Origin of the sequence: Chengkuizengella axinellae (assembly GCF_030730905.1) — a bacterium.
GTDB lineage: Bacteria > Bacillota > Bacilli > Paenibacillales > KCTC-33759 > Chengkuizengella > Chengkuizengella axinellae.
On the sequence record NZ_JAVAMP010000002.1, the window covers coordinates 21824 to 40853 of the forward strand.

At 33.3% G+C, this 19030-nt stretch carries 23 protein-coding genes; 17 read left to right on the forward strand and 6 right to left on the reverse strand.

What is annotated here, in order from left to right; all coding sequences use genetic code 11:
* Positions 1-299 precede the first annotated feature (299 nt).
* Both Q5Y73_RS05685 and Q5Y73_RS05690 read right to left on the reverse strand, forming a co-directional pair.
* A complete protein-coding gene (locus tag Q5Y73_RS05685; RefSeq protein WP_305990898.1) occupies positions 300-584 on the reverse strand; it encodes a hypothetical protein in 285 nt (94 codons plus the stop codon).
* Between the two features lie 152 nt (positions 585-736).
* A complete protein-coding gene (locus Q5Y73_RS05690) occupies positions 737-1231 on the reverse strand; it encodes a hypothetical protein (protein WP_305990899.1) in 495 nt (164 codons plus the stop codon).
* Positions 1232-1926: 695 nt separating this feature from the next.
* Between Q5Y73_RS05690 and Q5Y73_RS05695 the strand changes: the two genes are divergently transcribed.
* Both Q5Y73_RS05695 and Q5Y73_RS05700 read left to right on the forward strand, forming a co-directional pair.
* Positions 1927-2724 carry a phosphotransferase gene (locus Q5Y73_RS05695; protein WP_305990900.1) on the forward strand — a complete coding sequence of 266 codons (798 nt, stop codon included), beginning with the start codon at positions 1927-1929 and terminating at the stop codon, positions 2722-2724.
* Between the two features lie 383 nt (positions 2725-3107).
* On the forward strand, positions 3108-3794 hold the full coding sequence (locus tag Q5Y73_RS05700) for a helix-turn-helix domain-containing protein (RefSeq protein WP_305991614.1): 687 nt from the start codon (positions 3108-3110) through the stop codon (positions 3792-3794).
* Positions 3795-3848: 54 nt separating this feature from the next.
* On the opposite strand, the gene Q5Y73_RS05705 is transcribed toward Q5Y73_RS05700, so the two are convergent.
* Entirely contained in the window at positions 3849-4628 is a 780-nt protein-coding gene (locus Q5Y73_RS05705) for an NUDIX hydrolase (protein WP_305990901.1), read from the reverse strand.
* A gap of 185 nt (positions 4629-4813) precedes the next feature.
* Here Q5Y73_RS05705 and Q5Y73_RS05710 point away from each other — a divergent pair, with 185 nt between their 5' ends.
* The 4 genes from Q5Y73_RS05710 (at position 4814) to Q5Y73_RS05725 (ending at position 8119) form a co-directional block, all read left to right on the forward strand.
* Entirely contained in the window at positions 4814-5278 is a 465-nt protein-coding gene (locus tag Q5Y73_RS05710) for a staygreen family protein (protein WP_305990902.1), read from the forward strand.
* 500 nt (positions 5279-5778) lie between these two features.
* Entirely contained in the window at positions 5779-6240 is a 462-nt protein-coding gene (locus Q5Y73_RS05715; protein WP_305990903.1) for a GNAT family N-acetyltransferase, read from the forward strand.
* A gap of 103 nt (positions 6241-6343) precedes the next feature.
* Positions 6344-7195, forward strand: a complete 852-nt coding sequence (locus Q5Y73_RS05720; protein ID WP_305990904.1) for a GNAT family N-acetyltransferase — start codon at positions 6344-6346, stop codon at positions 7193-7195.
* Between the two features lie 51 nt (positions 7196-7246).
* Positions 7247-8119 (forward strand): alpha/beta fold hydrolase, encoded by an 873-nt coding sequence (locus Q5Y73_RS05725; RefSeq protein WP_305990905.1) that lies wholly within the window; start codon positions 7247-7249, stop codon positions 8117-8119.
* On the opposite strand, the gene Q5Y73_RS05730 is transcribed toward Q5Y73_RS05725, so the two are convergent.
* Positions 8109-8978: an SDR family oxidoreductase gene (locus Q5Y73_RS05730; RefSeq protein WP_305990906.1), complete on the reverse strand. Its 870-nt coding sequence runs from the start codon at positions 8976-8978 to the stop codon at positions 8109-8111. The genes Q5Y73_RS05725 and Q5Y73_RS05730 overlap by 11 nt on opposite strands.
* An 85-nt stretch (positions 8979-9063) precedes the next feature.
* Complete coding sequence (locus tag Q5Y73_RS05735; RefSeq protein ID WP_305990907.1) at positions 9064-9522, reverse strand: DinB family protein; 459 nt, start codon at positions 9520-9522, stop codon at positions 9064-9066.
* A 101-nt stretch (positions 9523-9623) separates the two neighbouring features.
* Here Q5Y73_RS05735 and Q5Y73_RS05740 point away from each other — a divergent pair, with 101 nt between their 5' ends.
* A complete protein-coding gene (locus Q5Y73_RS05740) occupies positions 9624-10574 on the forward strand; it encodes an NAD-dependent epimerase/dehydratase family protein (RefSeq protein ID WP_305990908.1) in 951 nt (316 codons plus the stop codon).
* 111 nt (positions 10575-10685) lie between these two features.
* Here Q5Y73_RS05740 and Q5Y73_RS05745 read toward each other — a convergent pair whose 3' ends face one another.
* On the reverse strand, positions 10686-11270 hold the full coding sequence (locus Q5Y73_RS05745; protein WP_305990909.1) for an NAD(P)H-dependent oxidoreductase: 585 nt from the start codon (positions 11268-11270) through the stop codon (positions 10686-10688).
* A gap of 269 nt (positions 11271-11539) precedes the next feature.
* Between Q5Y73_RS05745 and Q5Y73_RS05750 the strand changes: the two genes are divergently transcribed.
* From Q5Y73_RS05750 to xseB, 10 genes are all read left to right on the forward strand, one after another.
* Positions 11540-11869, forward strand: coding sequence for a winged helix-turn-helix transcriptional regulator (locus Q5Y73_RS05750; RefSeq protein ID WP_305990910.1), 330 nt, complete (start codon positions 11540-11542; stop codon positions 11867-11869).
* A gap of 463 nt (positions 11870-12332) precedes the next feature.
* A complete protein-coding gene (accB, locus tag Q5Y73_RS05755; RefSeq protein ID WP_305990911.1) occupies positions 12333-12839 on the forward strand; it encodes an acetyl-CoA carboxylase biotin carboxyl carrier protein in 507 nt (168 codons plus the stop codon).
* 52 nt (positions 12840-12891) lie between these two features.
* The gene (gene accC / locus Q5Y73_RS05760) at positions 12892-14235 is read left to right on the forward strand and encodes an acetyl-CoA carboxylase biotin carboxylase subunit (protein WP_305990912.1); all 1344 of its coding nucleotides are present in this window, start codon (positions 12892-12894) and stop codon (positions 14233-14235) included.
* 143 nt (positions 14236-14378) lie between these two features.
* Positions 14379-14798 carry an Asp23/Gls24 family envelope stress response protein gene (locus tag Q5Y73_RS05765; protein ID WP_305990913.1) on the forward strand — a complete coding sequence of 140 codons (420 nt, stop codon included), beginning with the start codon at positions 14379-14381 and terminating at the stop codon, positions 14796-14798.
* 330 nt (positions 14799-15128) lie between these two features.
* Complete coding sequence (amaP, locus tag Q5Y73_RS05770; RefSeq protein WP_371320164.1) at positions 15129-15674, forward strand: alkaline shock response membrane anchor protein AmaP; 546 nt, start codon at positions 15129-15131, stop codon at positions 15672-15674.
* Between the two features lie 14 nt (positions 15675-15688).
* The gene (locus tag Q5Y73_RS05775; protein WP_305990914.1) at positions 15689-15916 is read left to right on the forward strand and encodes a DUF2273 domain-containing protein; all 228 of its coding nucleotides are present in this window, start codon (positions 15689-15691) and stop codon (positions 15914-15916) included.
* Between the two features lie 126 nt (positions 15917-16042).
* Positions 16043-16498, forward strand: a complete 456-nt coding sequence (gene nusB, locus Q5Y73_RS05780) for a transcription antitermination factor NusB (protein ID WP_305990915.1) — start codon at positions 16043-16045, stop codon at positions 16496-16498.
* 45 nt (positions 16499-16543) lie between these two features.
* Positions 16544-17395, forward strand: a complete 852-nt coding sequence (folD, locus tag Q5Y73_RS05785) for a bifunctional methylenetetrahydrofolate dehydrogenase/methenyltetrahydrofolate cyclohydrolase FolD (RefSeq protein ID WP_305990916.1) — start codon at positions 16544-16546, stop codon at positions 17393-17395.
* A gap of 40 nt (positions 17396-17435) precedes the next feature.
* Positions 17436-18785, forward strand: a complete 1350-nt coding sequence (gene xseA / locus Q5Y73_RS05790; RefSeq protein ID WP_305990917.1) for an exodeoxyribonuclease VII large subunit — start codon at positions 17436-17438, stop codon at positions 18783-18785.
* On the forward strand, positions 18785-19030 hold the full coding sequence (gene xseB, locus Q5Y73_RS05795; protein ID WP_305990918.1) for an exodeoxyribonuclease VII small subunit: 246 nt from the start codon (positions 18785-18787) through the stop codon (positions 19028-19030). The genes xseA and xseB overlap by 1 nt, the downstream gene beginning before the upstream one ends.

Here is a 19030-nt window from a genome sequence, read left to right on the forward strand (position 1 = left end):
TAAGCGTCTTTTAAATTTTAGGGACATATAATGGAATAACATTAGTGAATAATCATTCAAGAGAATGTGAAGAAAAAAATTGGGCAGGAAAGTTGAATAAGAATTCCGATTTTAACTAAATGATAATTAAAAAGCAGCATTAAAGAGAAAGGGGTGATATTAATCAACACCAACAAATAATGAATGATACAAAGTGGGAAGAAATTAGGTTAGCAATGTATAACTACCCTCACAATCGACAGATGAGGAATGGTATTATCATTATTCTTTAAAATTAGAATTTTATCTGAGAGTAAAAACTATTTCTTTCTAAAAGTTTTATAGACTAGGTATCCAGTAATACCGATTAGAGAAGAAAAAATGACAACCATCCCTATTAAATCATTTTTCAATGGCTTTGTTATAGAGTCAAGGAACTCCCTTGCTCCAAAGAAGTTAAATAGAATATTGAAAATGGTAAATATAATAAAGACGACTAGCACATGGATCATTGTTTTTATGATCGTATATTTATTTTCAAAAAACAGAAAGATTCCAAATATAACGCTAGCAAGTCCAATTTCAATTAAATCTACAGTATTCATAATAACCTCACAAAAGAATTTATTGTTAATTATAACATAGTGATTTTATGCGATAAAACTAAAATTTTAACGGAAGAGAAAGGGTGAGGCAGTGCTAAGTAGTATTGATTTAAACAAGATTGCTGATAGACATAAGTTTGTAGGTTGTTATATCATACACGAGGAGCATATTCACGTTGTAATTCATTATAAATTTCATAAAATTCTTCTATAGTTTCTATTGAAGATCCTATACTTTCGTAAGCTCGATTTTTAAGCTCTTCATCATTTTGTTCAATTCCTTTTTTTAATAAATTAAAGGCACCTAGTCGACTTCCTAAAGCATTCTGATAATTATTAACTAAATCTTGCACTTCTTCTGTATCAAAATGTTTATAGTTTATATTACTATAAATTTGTTGATATAAAGTATGTCTAGGAATAATTTCTTGAGTCAGTGTTTCATAAAGTATTTCATCATTTTGAAAATTTTCACCTGTTACACTTTCAAACAAAGACATTACTAGTTCTTCTTCTTCATCTTGAATCAAAATCCACCTTCCATGAAAGTCTAAAAAATCTTCTTCTAGTGATTCTTTATTAGCTACCATAAAAGTAACACTATTAGAAATTATCAATACAAGTAAAACAAGTATTATTTTTTTCATATTGTCCCTCCCTTCCTTATATAAACATAATATTACTATTGTGAAATAGTTTAAACTAGTATTTTTACCCATATGAATTATAATATGTAGAACCGCCCTAGGGCGGTTTTTTTAGTTGTTGTTGTCTAAATCTTCTTTATTCCAAGTCAATGCATGTGGGAAATCTTCAACATAATTCTCGTACTAATTCATTTTTTAATACAAGGAATTGGGCAAATGTCGCATAAAACGATAGCCCTTTACTCAAGAACGTTTATCTAATAAGAGAAGCACCGCCTATTGTATATATTAAGGATGAGTTTTAAATAAATACATAAATATAATTCTTGATTTTAGGATTGTAATAAAAAGTTTACCAAGACTAGAAAGAAGCAGAGATTAATTATTTTATTTTTTCTTATTTCTTTAGTTAGTAATATATGGTAGGATAATGCATGGAGATGTAAAGAAAGGGGAATCTAGATTACGCATGTGGAATAACCTGAAGTGATTATGTAATTGAATAGAGGCAATTGAGGTCCTTTATTTACAGGATTCGTTTATTTGTCTATCTTAAATCATTCAAGGGACACATGGTGTGGACAATCAATTCCCATAACCAAGCAGATACCTTTCAAGTATCTGCTTTTTATTTTGGGGGAATTTACATCTCTATTGACCTAATTATAGTGTCCCCACAATAGGGGGAATTTTTAATGAAACATAAATCCGAAAACGAAGAGAAGCTTTCAGGCGGAAATGTGTCGAAGGTATATCGTGCCGGAGATACAGTTCGAAGAGAGGTAAAAACTGATAGCACAAAAATTCACCAGCTTTTAAAGCATTTAGAAAACAAAGGATTTAGCTATGCACCCAAATTTCTTGGAATAGATGACAAAGGTAGAGAGGTATTATCTTTTATCGAAGGTGAAGCTGGCAATTATCCTTTAAGAAAATACATGTGGTCTAATAAGACTTTAATTGAAATAGCTAAGATATTGCGTAGTTATCACGAAGCAGTGAGTGACTTTCCTATAACAGGCCAATGGAAGTCCATAGATAACACTCCACATAATTTAGAAGTTGTATGCCACAATGATTTTGCTATTTACAATATTATCTTTAATCATGAAAAACCTGTAGGTATTATTGATTTTGACTTTGCTGGTCCTGGTCCAAGGCTTTGGGATATTGCTTATACTCTTTACACTTGCGTTCCTTTAAGTAGACTTTATCATACTGAAACAGGAGAGGCTGTTTATTATAATTCATCTAAAGATGCTGAACGTATAAAGCAGAGAGTGAAGTTGTTTTTTGATTCTTATGGTATGGAAGGCATTGAAGAAAACTTTCTGAAGATGGTATTGCAGCGATTAGAAGGGGTATGTATGACCATGAAAAGAAAAGCAAGTGAGGGTGATATGGCTTTTCAGAAGATGATAGATGAAGGGCATTATGAACATTATCAGAATGAAATTAAATTTATACTTAAACATGGAGAAGAGTGGGTTTAAGAGTAGCGAAGCGATTCTTTATTAGCAGGAACGCTCGTCCACTAACAATTTTTACTTGATACTAATAGTTTATTCAATTAAAGGACGCGCTTATTGAATAGCGCGCCTTTCTTTGTATTGGGACTAGATTGTTGATTACATCGATTGCTCAAATCAGGAATTTTACAGAGTAGATTTAGGTCTTTTTTTGTTTGATTTTGATCGTACGTTTGACCTTAAAATTAGGTGGATGGTTTATAATCAAAGATAAGGTGATCAGATCATGATTAAAGTAATACTTGAATTTACTTATGAGTTATTCAATTATTACTTGATATACACACTATCGTTTGATCGATACAATAAACCTATCTAAATTAAATGAGGTGATGTTATTGTTCGACATGAAACAAATTGGTAGACAAATTGCACAATTAAGGAAATCAAAAAAAATAACTCAAATGAAGTTAGCGGATCAACTTGGAGTTAGTTTTCAAGCGGTTAGTAATTGGGAACGAGGAGAAACCATGCCTGATATTTCTAAACTACCTGAGTTAGCCCAAATATTTAATGTTAGTATTGATGAGATCCTTAAGCACGAAAAGGGGACACAATTAATTAAAAATATCATTGAAGATAATACAGAAGAGTATTTAGATCAAAATGAAGTTTCTATAGAAGAATTTTCAAATGTTGCACCGTTAATTGAAACAGACAAAGCTGATGAAGTTTTTCATACCATTAAAGGAAGATTAACATTAGGTGATATGTCATCTATTGCTCCCTTTGTAAACGAAGAATTGATCGATGAATATGCAAAAAGAGAATTTGAGAATAACGGTATTGATGCATTAACTGCCATCGCTCCATTTATGAGCAAAGAAGTAATCAGTGATTGTGCTAAAAAAAGTTACCATGATTACGGAATTGACTCGTTAGTATCAATGTGTCCCTTTATTGATAAAGAAACTATGAATGAAATAGCTATAGACACAATGTCCAAAAAAGAAATGAAGGAATTACTACCAATCTTGCCCTTTGTTAACAAACAGTTAATAAAGGATTTTGTGAAAAAAGGAATGAATCACTAGATAGATGAATTTAATCAAAGCGTATATCAACCCAAAAAGTCGAATTCTTATAATCTAAGGAACCGACTTTTTATTGTTTGTTGCTAAGATTTTCAATTCTTGTTTCAGGACAGGACTTAGGAAATCAAGTTTTGGATTATTATCAGATTCGAAAAAACCTGAAACCGAATCACTATCTGCTGACACTAGTATAATAGATGAAAATTCTGGATCTATCCCTTTCTCGTTTAAAGCTATTTCAAATTGCTCATACCGTTTGCGAAATTCTAATGAATCAATATCTAACTGAATTAAATATACAAGAGCTATATTTCCCCAATGTACGATATATCGTGGTTCGATTTTTGTTACCAGATTTCGGTCTTTTAAATCGATTCCAATTTCTTCTTTGGCTTCACGAAAAAGACTGCCCAAAATATCTACAGTATCTCCATGTATGTCCTTATTATCTATCCCTCCTGCTATAAACTGTATTCTTGCAGGATTAGCCGTTTGGTTATTCATCTTCCCTAATATAAAATAGTTATCCTTTGTTAATATAAGTCCGTTAGCAACTATAACAGGACAATTGAATTTTTCTGGTATTTTGTGATGCTTAGTATATAGAAAATGAGCAAAATCAGTTTTATGTAACGTAACGAGTAACTCATTCTCTGTTTCTTTGATTTTTTTAATTGAGAATATATCGCCTCTATGGAATGTTTCTCCACTTTTAATAAGAGAGTCCCAATATAAATTAATAGATTCTTGTAGAGATTGTGGTAAGTCCATAAGTTTTTCAGAGACCGTTATTTTAACATTTGTCGGGATTTTTTTGACTACAACCTTATTCAAAATCTGACACCTCGTTTCTATAATAAATCTAAACCTTACAGCTGTAAATTCATCCTTTGATTTAACAATTCTTTAACATTTTTAACATGATAATCTTTTAAATGGTCACTTCATAATAAGTAATAGCACATGTATTGCCTTATGAATAGTATAAATCAAATGACTCATTAGAAAGGATGGCATATATGAGCACTTTTGATCCAAATAAGCTAAGCGTTACTTTCTTTAAGGGTGTTACTGAAACGATGCCGATTTTTCCTCGATTTTATACATTAACACATTCTGATATTACAGGGGAACTTTTTTTAGATATTGGTCCAACTTATCAAGTAGATAAAATTAATGTAAACATGCGAGACGAAGTGCTTGGGCATTGGTATATCACAAATGAATGTATATCTTTTCACGCTTACGTATATGTTTCGAGTGGTGAATTTGATAAAGAAGTGTCTAAAGTAAGATATGAGATTTTCAAAAGAGAGCTTCCTCTGGCATTGAAAGCAATACGTTATGGTGATCGTCACTTATTTGATATATATCCAGAATTAGATAAAAAAACAATATGCATCTATTTTCAATCCGTTTATCCTGAATATCATGGTGTTGAGAATTGGGGGGAATTCAAAGATTATAAAACTTTTTTCAACTGATGTAGATGCAGATCATGATCTTTATCGAGCAAAGAAATCTTTGGCTCTATTTTCTGTACAAGAAATGAAGTAGAAGAATTAATAAAAGAATATAATGAAAAAAGTGATTGTGTATACAAATTATATGGTCCAGGATAGATATACATAGTTCCATATAATTTGCAGATAATTATGGAACAACATCCACATTAATATGAAGGTGTTTTTCTGTGTATTGGTAAAAATAAACTAAAACTTATGGTGGTTTATTCAAACGGCATGACCTCATATTTATTTTTGTGTTGACTGGTTTAGCTGGACATCTGCTTTTGAAAGAGTTGGAAAGTAAGAAGTTGTTATTCTACAATCTAGCGCCCTTCTTAAAGAAGTGCGCCATTTTCATCTAAGAACCAATATTGTGGAATTCCTCCTTGTGAAATTTAAGAAGATTTGAAATAATTGTAATTAAACTAAAGGTATTTTATTAGTTTAATTGAAAAATATCTAAGAGGTGAAAATAGTTGAATATTAGACTTGCTGAAGCAAAAGATATTAAACAATTAATAAAAATGAGATGGGATAGTACCATTGAAGTTGATGAAAGTAAAAAAAATGAATCCTATGATGATTTTGAAAAAGAATGTCAAATCTTTTTAGAGAATGCACTTAACAGTAGTCAATGGTATATATGGGTTGCGGCGGAAAAGGAAACAGTTGTATCACACATTTACATAGAATTAATACAAAAAGTACCACGCCCTGGTAGAACAACCTATCCTTTTGCATATATGACGAACGTATATACTGTTCCCAAATATAGAAATAAAGGTGTCGGAAGTAAAGTGTTAGGTTCAATAAACAAATGGATTAAAGAAAACAACTATGAATTTGTTATTGTATGGCCGAGTGATGAAGCTATCAACTATTACAAGAAAAATGGTTATGTTCATTGTACGGAACCTATGGAGTATTTCCCATCTTAATGAAAGGTAGCTAATTTATGTAATGGAATATGTGAGGAGAAGCTTCAATAGATTAGACCCAATATTCAACCAATAAAATCTGACATTAACAGGAGAAAAAGAAATGAAACTTCACTATTCTAATGATCCAAATGAGTATTTTAACATAGTTGCTCCCTATCTCGAAAAAGACGAAGTAATTAATAACTTGCCTTTAGGGATATTATATTCAATTATTAATAATACTCGAATATATGATACAAAACCATTTCTCTCTTATATTGAGGAGAAAGGAAAACCTATTTTTGTCATGCTTAGAACACCACCACATCCATTAATCATTTATGGAACTGAGGAACATGATCAAGAAGCAATTGATATAGCAGTGAATGATCTTCACATGAAAGGTATATCAATCCCTAAGGTTATAGGTCCAATCTCACTTGTTGAGCAATTTACGGAGAAATACTGTGAATTATTTAATCAAAGCTTGAAGGTGGATATGCATCAAAAAATATACAAGCTTACTGAAGTTAATTCAATAAAGCGAAGTGAAGGCAAACTCCGTTTAGCAAAAATAGGAGAAAAGATGTTATTGGCTTCTTGGCTACAACATTTTGCGGAAGTAACCGGCACAGGTGAAGTTACACTAGAAGAAGCTAACAAAATAGTAGGAGAATTCATCACAAATAAGACACTATATGTGTGGGAAGTGAATGAAGAAATAGTTTCAATTGCCAATAAAACCAGAGCGACAAAAAATGGAATCGTTATCAATTTTGTATATACTCCAAAACATCACTCAAAAAAGGGATTTGCTACAAGCTGTGTTACCGAATTAAGCCAACTTCTTCTTAATGAAGGATATTCTTTCTGTAGCTTATATACAGACTTAGAAAATCCTACTTCAAATAGCATTTATGTGAAAATAGGTTATCAACCTGTAGCAGATTCCATCGTTTATAGTATTTCTTGATATATATTAGATGAGTTCGACAATATTAATTGTAAGTGGGAGGTGTGCTGCATGAGAGACTCTATTAAATTTAAAACGATGCAAAAACAAGAAAAATATTACGAATGTTATGATGCTAGTCTATCATTGTGGAAAGTTCCATTTGAAGCTTATTATGTGAACACTGAGCAAGGTGATACACATATCATTTCATGTGGGAACGAAAATGGTGAACCGTTGGTATTGCTTCATGCAATGGGCTGCAGTTCAACGATGTGGTATCCGAATATTCAAGAGTTAAGCAAACATTTTAAAATTTATGCAGTTGACTATTTTGGAGATCTTAATAAAAGCATACCTATAAATTTTCCATCACAAATGGCTCAATGTACTACTTGGTTCAAGCAGGTTTTGGATGCATTACACATTGAAAAATGTTATTTGGCAGGTTTATCTTATGGTGGTTTTTTGTCAACTCAATTTTCTTTGTCTATTCCACATAGAATAAAAAAGTTGATTTTAATGAATCCAGCTGGTACGTTTGCACAAATCTATAATAGGTTTATTGTTCGAATTCTAACATTAGCTCAATTTCCTAATCGGTTCGTAGTAAACAACTTCATAAATTGGTTGTCGGTTGAAAAAAATGCATGGAACAAACTTCTTGTATCCCAGTTTCATGCAGGTTTTAAATACGGTATGATGAAAGGTAAAATACCACCATTTGAAATAAGTGATGAGGACTTAACGAAATTAGAAGTGCCTACATTATTATTGTTAGGAGAAGGAGAAGTCATATGTGATGTGCAAAAAGCATATCACAGAGCATCTAATTTAGTGAAAAATATTCAAGTTGAACTTGTTCCAAGTGCTGGACATCTATTGAGCTTAGAAAAACCCGAATATGTAAATCAACAGATGATTAAATTTTTTGTTAACCATTGAGGATAACTCCACCATTATTATGCAGTACTTGCCCACTAACATAAGCAGAATCGTTGCAAGCAAGGAAAACATAACTTGGTGCAAGCTCTTTTGGTTGTCCTGGCCGCTTCATTGGAGTTTCCCCACCAAATGTACTGACTTGATTCGCTGTGAATGTTGAAGGAATAAGAGGAGTCCAAGTAGGACCAGGCGCTACTGCATTAACACGAATCCCTTTATCTGCTAGTTGTAAAGATAAGGATCGTGTAAACGAAACTACTGCTCCTTTAGTAGAGGAGTAATCTAAGAGTTCTTTATGTCCTTGATATGCTACAATAGAAGCCGTATTTATGATGCTGCTTCCTTGTTTCAAATGAGGAAGAGCTGCTTTGGTTAAATAAAAAATTGAAAATATATTAGTGTGAAATGTTCTCTCCCATTGTTCGGAAGTAATTTGATCTATTGATTTTTGTGGGTGCTGCTCGGCTGCATTGTTCACTAAGATATCCAAACCCCCAAAAGAGGTAACGCATTTTTGAACTACATCTTTGCAAAATATTTCATCTGTGATATCGCCAGATAAAAGTAAACATTGCTGATTTTCACTTTCAATATATCTCTTTGTTTCCTCAGCGTCTTTGTGCTCATTCAAATAAACGATGACGATATTTGCTCCTTCTTTCGCAAATGCTATTGCTGCAGCTCTACCAATCCCACTGTCTCCTCCTGTTATAATAGCAACCTTACCTTGCAATTTCGATGCTGGTTTATATTGCTCATCTATAAATTGGGGCAAAGGGTTCATTTCTGATTCAATGCCTGGTTGATGGTTTTGATGCTGAGGAGGTAATGTTTTTGTCTTGTTTGCATTATTGCTCATAACTGAAACTCCTTTCTATGTACACATATAATCAGCTGTAGTGTACCCGGAATTTCTTATTTATAATAATGATTTTTTTGTTAAGTTAACTTTTTAAAAAATCGTTGATTTGCTGCATATGATGTTCATCATGCTGCACTGTTCCTTTAAAATAACTAATCAAATTAAGTTCATTATTATTGATTTTAAAAGTTGAACTTAATTCATCTTCTGTTTTATGTTCAAGTATAGATACTATTCTTTCTCTAGAATCTACTAAATTATTTATAATTTCCTCAAAAGATACTTTAGAACGTGTATATTCCGAAGCTTTGCTATTCATTTCGCTTACGTTTACATCACTTTTCAAACTAGCATTAGGAACCATCAGTGGTATTCGCTCATGTAATATATAACGATCCCACAACATCAAATGGCTTAAGATTTCTGCTATCGACCATTTATGTTCAGCAAGGGGTTGATAGATTGTTTCTTGATCAAGTTTCCTTAAGTTTAATGCCCAGCTATTTATTTGCAACAATTCATTTAATAAATCTTTTTTCATTTCATTCCTCCAATAATAAATACTTACTTTTTCAAAAATGTGGAATTTAAGATTATATATATTATACTAAAAGGTACTCAAAAAGGTAGGGAGAGATGTCAATGGTTAACGTACTAGTTATGGGAGGTACAGAGTTTGTAGGTAAATCCTTGGTAAAAGGTTTGATATCAAAAGGATACATTGTAGATTTTTTAACTAGAGGGAATAAAAAGGTGGATTTCCAAGGTCATCATAAACATCTTATTTGTGATAGAAAAGATCATAACGCACTACGTAGGTGTCTAGAAGGTCATACATATGATTATATATTTGATGTATCTGCTTATACTTGTGAAGATGTAGAGCTTTTACTGCAATCTATAAACAAGTCAAGCTTGAAAAGATACGTTTTTATAAGTTCAGCTGCAGTATACTCACCATCTCATGAATTTTTAAATGAGAATAGTGACCGCGGAGAAAACCCAAATTGGGGGCTTTATGGTGAAGATAAAAAGGAAGCAGAAGATTACCTTTTTGAAAGATATGAAAAGGATGAACTACCGATTGTCATTTTTAGACCTACGTATATTTATGGTGAAGGAAACAATTTATACCGAGAATCATACTTTTTTCACAGATTGATGAGTGAGAAACCACTGCCTGTTCCAAACACTGATCAATCTATGGTGCAATTTATACATATAAAAGATGTAGTTGAGATTGTTATTCATGCTATAACAACTGAAAAAACGATTGGAGAAGCATACAATTTAACTCATTCTAGAAAATTAAGTTGGATGGAGATTGGATCTATAGTTCAGTACATCGTTGGAAAGGGGAAAGTGATGAGTGTTAATCAAGAAAAGATGGATGCGTTAAATATAAAGACTAGACAATTTTTTCCTTTTAGAGATGTACCTATATTATTGACAACCACTAAATTAGATGAACATTTATTTTTGCCTCGAATTGATATCGAAGAGGGATTGAAATTAAGTTATGAATGGTTTTTAAAACAAAATATAAAAGAAAAATGCCATGTTTTTGAACAGTTAGAACGAGTTGTGACGTAATGATTTACAAGATAATGAGATAAATAAAAAAATAGAGGAATAGGTCATATTCAGGCAACCTCAAATTCCTCTATTTTACTTTCTATATAGGTTTTCTTAATTATAATAAAATTAAAATTTTTCGTTGATTAATTTTTCCACTTCCACAAGCATACCTTTTCTAGTTGCATCATCAACTGTTGGCACAGCACCAAAAAATTGGTGATGAATAGCTTCAATACCAACAAAGTCTAAAATACCTGTGTCAGAAGTTTGTTTCAATGAACCAGTCATACCTACTTGATCATAAAATTCTGTTGGCGCACCTGTTGTGTTGATAATAAGTCCTTTTTTGCCTGTTAAATGTTTTACATATCCACCTTGCTCATCTACTGAATAAGCAAATCCGTATGCAAATACTCTATCGATGTATCCTTTTAAAATTGCAGGTAAACCAGTCCACCAGATTGGATATATAAAGGTGATCACATCAGCATTTTTAATATGCTCTTGTTCAGCTTGAATATCACTCGGCATCTGTCCTGATTGGAACGTTTCAAAGTCACTTCCATTTAGGACAGGTTGAAAACCTAATGCATAAAGATCTCTGACTTCTACTTCATGTCCTTTATTTTTTAAAGAGTTTACTACAGCTTCCTTAATCGCATTGTTAAAACTTTGAGGGTTTGGATGTGCATAAATAACTAAGTGTTTCATGATTAATCTACTCTCCTTTAATATTGATCTATAATTTAATGTTTCCAATTCATGAATGTTTGATCAAATAAATATTAATACACTTAATTACTTATAGCAAGTATGTACTTTTATGTTATATACTAACTAAAAGGATAGTATGTAGGTGATGCATTCTTTTCCTTACAATATAAATGTTGATTGTGATAAAATTTAATAGGACTCTAATATGAAACCATTTTAATTATGTATTCGTAATTAACATATAGTTTGCGGTTGAGGTGAAAATGATGGAGAGTTTTAAAATCAATGACAAGAGTTTTGCTTGTCCTGTGGATTTAACTTTAAATACAATTATGGGTAAATGGAAACCTGTTATACTAAATAACCTGATGGATGGGAAGAAAAGATATGGAGAGCTTCAAAAATTACTTCCTAATGTTACGGATAGAGTATTGACCAAACAACTAAGAGAATTAGAAACAGATGGGATTGTAACACGGAAGGTATATCCAGTAGTCCCACCTAAAGTTGAATATAGTATAACGGATAGAGGAAGAACCATTAAACCAATTTTGGATGCCATGTGTGACTGGGGATCAAAATTTAAAGTGGATTAATAAACTAGACAAATCATAGATGTTCTAATTTTTGCTTTGTGATATAATACTATCATTGCAATAAATGTACATCCTTTTTAGAGGGAGTTCAAAAAGTCCACCACTTTGTCAGCACAGGATGTGTTGATCCTACATTAGTCACATGGATGTGACTGATCTAAGTAGGGATTACGAAGTGGATCGAGTTGTGTTTCGACATCGAATTAAGACTATACCCAAAAAAGTGAAGCTAATTTATAAGATTAGTCCTAGTACTTTTTCGGGGCCCAAACTATTCAAAGGAGATATTCAGTGCTCAAGTAATAAATCACTCCGCTGGTTATCGGGGTCCCCGGAAAGTAATCGGGATTTACATCAATGATTCTCTTCACTTTTTGGGGTGATCTAAATGTTCGTACAACTTTCTCGATACTGAAATCTGAACTTTTTGAACACGTACTTTATGAATTTAAGGAGTGAAGAAATGTTTAAGTTAAATGAAATTAAAGAATTGGTTAGATTAGTAGACAAATCTACATTACAAGAACTTGAAATTGAAAATGAAGGTGCTCGCTTGTTGATACGCAAGCCTGCGTCTAGTGCAGAGATTGTTCCACAAATTGTACAACAAACTCCAATTGTATCACAGCCTGCTGTACAGCAAGCACCTCAAACTCAGCAACCAGCAGCTGTTCAAGAATCGCCTGCTGAAGTACAACCAACAAACGAAACTGAAGCACAAGATGCAAATTTACATAAAATCACTTCTCCAATGGTAGGTACATTTTACATTGCTCCCTCCCCAGGTGCAGATCCTTTTGTAAAAAAAGGTGATAAAGTTACAAATGATACAGTAGTATGTATTGTTGAAGCAATGAAACTTATGAATGAGATCGAAGCGGAAATAAAAGGTGAAATCGTAGAAATTTTAGTAGAAGATGGTCATTTGGTTGAATTTGGTCAACCTTTGTTTTTAGTAAAGCCAGAATAATGATATCTAGGTTGTTTATTTCTATGAAGACATCGCTTGGGAGGATAAAGTAATGAAGTTTCAAAAGGTTTTAATAGCAAATCGCGGTGAGATCGCGGTTCGGATTATTCGTGCATGTCATGAAATGGGGATTCAAACTGTTGCAGTATATTCTGAAGCAGATAAAGATTCCTTGCATGTTCGGTTGTCAGACGAAGCTTATTGCATTGGTCCGACATTATCAAAGGACAGTTATTTAAATTTAACTAATATTATGAGTATTGCCACTTTAACTGGAGTAGATGCCATTCATCCGGGGTATGGCTTCTTAGCAGAAAACGCTGATTTTGCAGAAATTTGTGAGTCATGCAATATTGCTTTCATCGGACCATCACCTGATGCGATTACAAAGATGGGGGATAAAGCAGTAGCAAAAGAAACAATGAAAAGTGCGTCTGTCCCAGTAATACCTGGAACAGACGGACTTATTGAAAGTATAGATGACGCAGTAATGATCAGCAGGGACATCGGATATCCTGTTTTGATTAAAGCGACCGCAGGTGGTGGTGGTAAGGGGATTCGGATTGCTGAAAATGAAGAGATGCTTATTCATCAAATCACCGCTGCCCAACAAGAAGCTGAAAAAGCCTTCGGTAATGCTGGGGTGTATTTAGAGAAATTTTTGACAGGTATGAAACATGTAGAAATACAAGTGATAGCAGATAAACATGGAAATGCAGTCCATCTTGGAGAAAGAGATTGCTCTATCCAAAGAAGAAGGCAAAAATTAATAGAAGAAGCCCCTTGTCCTGTATTAACACCTGAAATTCGCAAAGAAATGGGTGAAGCTGCTGTAAGAGCTGCGAAAGCAGTTCATTATTCTGGAGCGGGTACCTTGGAATTTCTACTTGGACCAGATGGAAACTTTTATTTCATGGAAATGAACACTCGAATTCAAGTGGAGCATCCTGTTACTGAGATGGTTACTAACATTGACTTAATAAAGGAAATGATCACTGTAGCTGAAGGCAATCCTCTTTCTTTTAGCCAGGAGGATGTCGAAATTCAAGGTTGGTCCATTGAGTGCCGTATTAATGCAGAAAATCCCGATAAGAATTTTATGCCTTCTGCTGGACAAATACAGTTTTACCTTCCACCAGGAGGTCTTGGTGTTAGGGTAGACAGTGCTGCATATCCTGGATATACGATTTCTCCGCATTATGATTCGATGATTGCAAAATTAATCGTATGGGGAAAAACACGTGAAGAGGCTATTGATAGAATGAAAAGAGCACTTTCAGAGTTTACTATAGAAGGTATTCATACAACCATTCCATTTCATTTGAAATTGCTGTCAAATGAAAAGTTTCTTCAGGGAGATTTTGATATTAAGTTTTTAGAAGATAATAAAGTTTGATGCAGTGCATTGAGCACAAGTTGTCATAATATATGGAAGCTGTTATATTATAAGTTATAAGAGTATAGTAAAGAATGGAAATTTTTAGCATCAATTGGTTTTTGTTTAAATAAACTAAACATTTATAAAAGGAGGTAATGTTAATGAATACAGTTGCTCTTGATTATGAGAAGACGGATATGGGTCATATTCAAATAGCACCTGAAGTAGTAGAAGTCATTGCTGGTTTGGCAACAGTTGAAATTGAAGGTGTTGCAGGAATGAGCGGTGGTTTTGCAGGTGGAATTGCAGAACTTCTTGGTAGAAAGAATCTATCCAAGGGTGTTAAGGTAGAGGTTGGAGAAAAAGAAGCAGCAGTAGATGTATCTATTATTGTGGAATATGGTTATCGAATCCCGGATGTTTCTCAACAAATCCAGCAAAATGTAAAAAATGCGATTGAATCGATGACTGGACTTCAAGTAGTAGAAGTGAATGTACATATTCATGATGTTCATATCACACCACCTGAAGACAAAAGTAAACCTGAAATCGAAGAAATTAAAACTCAACGTGTAAAATAATTCTCAATTATAAATGAACAATATGGCCCCCTCTCACTAGTAGGGGGTTTCATATTACCACGTTCAACAAGCTGTTAGACTCTCTCTTCTTCAAAAGGGAGATAGCAACCTAATATGGTTTACATCCTGTTAAAACTACAGCGCCCATGTAGTAATAGCAGGATCAGTGCATCCGGCACTAGTCTAATTTCAGTCACGTCCTGTGACTAACAATGCGCAACAGTACTTCTTGTACTAGTCTAATTTTCTGCAGGAGATATAAAAGCTCCCACTGAAAGCAAGATTCTCTTTATAGGACAGGAAAGTTACTAAGAAAGGGGTAGGTTAATCATGAAAATTATGGATCGATTGTTATTGTTTTTACATAGTATTCTTGTTACTATAATATCCTTGTTCGTGTTAGTTCAAGTATTCCAGCAATATGGTAACTATCAAATCATACAAATTCCATTTGATAATGAAACTGAGCAATACATATTAATTACTTCAGCTATTGTTTTAGTACTTATAAGCGTTCGTTTATTATACATCGCTTTACGCTCCAATCGTTCTTCAACACCTAGTATTGATCAAAGAAATGATTATGGGGATATCAAAATATCTATGGAAACGATAGAACAGGTATCTTTAAAGGCAGCTGCTAGAGTTAAAGGAACAAAGGATATAAAAGCTAAAATCAGCACTAATCAATCTGGAATTGAAGTGAAGGTTAAAACTCATGTTGATGGGGAGAGCTCCATTCCAAAACTTACTGAGGAAATCCAACAAAATGTACATGATCACGTAGAAGATGTAACTGGCATTCCTGTTTCTAATGTGTCAGTTTTAGTTGTTAGTATCATTCAATCCAATACTTTTAAAAGTAGAGTTGAGTAAAGGGGGACCTCCCGATGTGGAATGACTTGTGGGATCGGCACCCAGGTAAATTGATTGGATCAATGATTGGGTTTTTGTTTGGAATTATTTATTTAATCGTTGGTTTTTGGCATACTTTCATGTTTGCACTTATTGTGTTTATAGGTTTTTATATTGGTAGAAAGATGGATTCAAAAGAAGAATGGAAAATGATTGCAAGTATCAAATTTAGATTATCAAGACTATTGGATCGTTATCGATAAATAGTCCCTCTTAATAATCCCCTATAAGTAATTATGGGGCTTTTGTTTGTTGTTTGCACAAAAAACGTATACTATAGTATAGAGCATAAAACATCAGTAGACCCAGCTTTCGAATGGAGGAGCAATATGAAACGAAGACAGGCACGGGAAATCATAATACAATGTTTGTATCAAATGGAATTGAACGAGGTGGATTCATCAACAGCGATTGATTCCATTACTACAGAACAAGACGACAATGATATGAATAATTTACAAAATATAAAATCTGAAGAGTTGAAATTTATTCAAGAATTAGTAGATGGCACCTTTCAAAAGAAAAAAGAAATTGATCTTGTCATTAATGATTATTTGAAGGGTTGGAAATTAGAACGTCTTTCTAAAGTTGATATACAGGTGCTTCGATTAGCCAGTTTTGAAATGTTTTATATTAACGACGCACCACCTAAAGTTATTGTGAACGAAGCTATTGAATTATCTAAACATTTTGGGACTGAAGAGTCAGGTAAATTTATCAATGGTGTTTTAGGTAAAATGATAAAAGAATTAGACACTGTAAAAGCAAAAATACGCTCTTTCTAAATAAGGTTTTAAAACTATAAATATTAAAAAAAGAGGGAGAAAACCATGACTGCAAAATTAATTAGTGGAACAGATTTATCCAAAACGATTCGAGAAGAATTGAAAGGCGAAGTTGAGTTATTGAAAGAAAAAGGAGTACATCCCGGTTTAGCAGTTGTATTAGTAGGTGATGACCCGGCCTCTGAAGTTTATGTAGGTCGCAAAGCTAAAGCTTGTGAACAACTTGATATTTATTCTGAAGTGCATAAACTTCCGGAAACTACGACAGAAAAGGAATTGCTGTTACTAATAAAAAAGTTGAATGTACATACGGATATACATGGAATTCTTGTGCAGTTGCCTTTGCCAAAACATATTTCTGAGAAAGCTGTGATTGATGCTATATCTGTTGAAAAAGATGTAGATGGCTTTCATCCTGTTAGCGTAGGGAATCTTATGATTGGTGATGACAGCTTGCTGCCTTGTACACCTGCTGGTGTCATTGAAATGATTAAAAGAGAAGGAATTGAAATTTCAGGCAAACATGCTGTTGTTATAGGAAGAAGTAATATTGTTGGGAAGCCGGTATCTATGTTGTTGCTTAGAGAAAATGCTACAGTTAGCATTTGTCATTCAAAAACGCCAGATATATCTTCTATAGCAAAACAAGCGGATATCTTAGTGGTAGCGACAGGTATTCCTAAAATGATTGGCGCTGACTGCATCAAAGAAGGTGCAATAGTGATTGATGTAGGGATCAATCGTATGGATAATGGCAAACTTTGTGGAGATGTTGATTTTGAAGCAGTAAAAGACATAGCTGGATACATTACACCTGTTCCAGGTGGGGTTGGACCGATGACAATTACGATGTTGATTAAAAATACATTGGAAGCTGCGGCTAAATCCTTGGTATGAGAAATAGTAAGGAAAAGTAATCGAAGAAAATGGTGTAATCATGAAAGATAATCAAATGATATATTCAGTTAAAGAACTAACAAGGATCATTAAAAAGAACCTTGAATATGAACCATTGTTGCAAAACATATGGGTTCGTGGTGAGATTTCAAACTTTATACATCATTCAAGCGGTCACATGTATTTTACGTTAAAAGATAAAGACAGTAGGGTAAAGTGTGTTATGTTTGCCTCTCATAATCAAAAATTACCTTTTATTCCTCGAAATGGAACTAAGGTTTTGGCAAGAGGGAATATATCTTTATATGAACGCGATGGACAGTATCAATTATACATAAATCAAATGCAGCCTGATGGGATTGGAAGTTTGTATCTTGCTTTTGAGCAATTAAAGCAGAAGCTGGAAAAGGAAGGATTGTTTTCACCTGAAAAGAAAAAAAAGCTTCCCCTTTATGCAAAAACAGTAGGTGTCGTGACCTCTCCTACTGGTGCTGCTGTTAGGGATATTGTAACTACGATTCAACGAAGGAACCCAAGTGTATCGATCCTTTTATACCCTGTTTCAGTTCAAGGTAAAAATGCAGTGCCTTCTATTCAAAAAGGAATTCAAGTTTTAAATAAATATGAAGAAATTGATGTCATTATCGTTGGAAGAGGTGGGGGGTCCCTAGAAGAATTATGGGCATTTAATGAAGAAATTGTTGCAAGGAGTATTTCAGAATCAAGGATTCCAGTCATCTCAGCAGTAGGTCATGAAACGGATTATACGATTTCCGATTTTGTTGCCGATGTAAGAGCAGCAACCCCTACGGCTGCAGCTGAATTAGCTGTACCTCATCATTTAGAGATTCAAAATCATTTAGACCATTTAAAACAAAGGCTGAACCAAGCAGTTTATTATCACCTTCAAAAAAAAGCAGAAAAGTTAGAGCGGTTAAAACGTTCTTCTTATTTACGTTCTCCTCATAAACAATTAGTTCAACCAACTGAGCGATTGGATCGATTGAAAGAACAACTGAACTATAAGATGTTAAATCGTGTTAGTTCTTCTAGAGAGAAGCTTTCAAAAATTGAAGCAGGGCTATCTACTTCTAATTTAAAAAATAAATTCGATTATTCTAATCATCGAGTGAACAATATGCAGCGTCGCTTGGATCACACGATAAAAGCTTATATGAAAAATCAAAAACTTAAATTATCTGCAAATGTAAAACAACTAGATGCATTAAGTCCTTTAAAAGTAATGCATAGGGGATACAGCTTAGTTTTCAATGAGGAGGAACAGATGATTAAGTCTGTTCATCAGACGCAAATAGGTGATCAAATAAATATTAAATTAATGGATGGAATCTTAGATTGTAAGGTTAAAATGATCAAGGAGGAGAAATAATGGATGATAAACTGAATTTTGAAGAAGCAATGGAAAATCTTGAAAAGGTTGTAAACGCATTAGAGAGTGAAGATGTCCCTCTAGAAAAAGCGATTGATTTATTCCAAGAAGGAGTTAAGCTTTCTGCTTACTGTAGTCAAAAATTAGAGCAAGTAGAGAAGAAAATAGAGATATTGATTAATGAGGATGGACAAAGAAAACCGTTTCATCCATTGAATGAAGAAAACCAAGGTGATCTGGATTGA